At 59.3% G+C, this 270-nt stretch carries 1 protein-coding gene; it reads right to left on the bottom strand.

Going from position 1 to position 270, the window contains the following annotated elements; all coding sequences use genetic code 11:
• Positions 1-270 (bottom strand): hypothetical protein (locus AF337_RS43420; protein ID WP_160320385.1); only part of this gene is annotated, 270 nt, incomplete at both ends.

Here is a 270-nt window from a genome sequence, read left to right on the forward strand (position 1 = left end):
ATTGGTATAAGAGACAGGCCCAATGCGGATTTTACTTTGGGTTGCGCCGTCGGCGCGGACCGTGGTTGGTGCGACAACTTCAAAGCGTCGGCTGGTGGCGATTTCCGCCGAGTTCATGGCAAACAGGATCTGCGCGCGCAGCAGCTCCTCGCGCTTCTGTAGTGCCCGCCGCTCTTCACGCGTCGTGTCGAGCTTTCCGACGAAGAGATCGAAGTCGGCATCGCCAGAAAGATCGATCCGTTTGGCCTCGCTCCAGCGGTTGACGTCAAG

It is taken from the genome of Rhizobium ecuadorense, assembly GCF_001187535.1.
Taxonomy (GTDB): domain Bacteria; phylum Pseudomonadota; class Alphaproteobacteria; order Rhizobiales; family Rhizobiaceae; genus Rhizobium; species Rhizobium ecuadorense.